We start from the raw sequence: 481 nt of genomic DNA on the forward strand, positions 1-481 counted from the left end.
AAGCATGGTTGGACGAAGCCAGAGCAAAAATCCCATTTTCTAATCAGCTATCGCAGCTAAATCAACTCGATAGTCACGATACTGCTCGGTTTATCACATTGGTTGATGGTGATAAGCGTAAAATGAACATCGCGCTAGCAATGCTTATGACTTACGTTGGCACGCCTTGTATTTACTACGGGAGTGAAGTCGGTCTAGAAGGAGGGCTAGACCCGGATAATCGTCGTTGTTTTCCTTGGAATGAAATTGAAAGTTCACAATGGCTATCGCTTTACCAACAATGGATCAAGATACGTAAACAATGTAAGCCTTTACAGTCGGGCTGTATTCAATGGCTTCATTGCACTAACAACCAGTTGGCGTACGCACGTGTACTGGGTCGCGAAGCAGTCGTTGTTATGATTAATCTCAGTGGTAATGAATGTTCAATCGATTTACCTATGTGGCAACTGGGCTTGGAGGTTAGCCAAGTTATATCGTT

The 481-nt window shown here is 43.5% G+C and carries 1 protein-coding gene; it reads left to right on the plus strand.

What is annotated here, in order from left to right; translation table 11 throughout:
• A partial coding sequence (locus tag IQR33_RS18915) for an alpha-amylase family glycosyl hydrolase (protein WP_265575796.1) occupies positions 1–481 on the plus strand: 481 nt, incomplete at both ends.

The sequence above is a fragment of the Vibrio sp. OPT46 genome (genome assembly GCF_015163535.1).
Taxonomy (GTDB): domain Bacteria; phylum Pseudomonadota; class Gammaproteobacteria; order Enterobacterales; family Vibrionaceae; genus Vibrio; species Vibrio alginolyticus.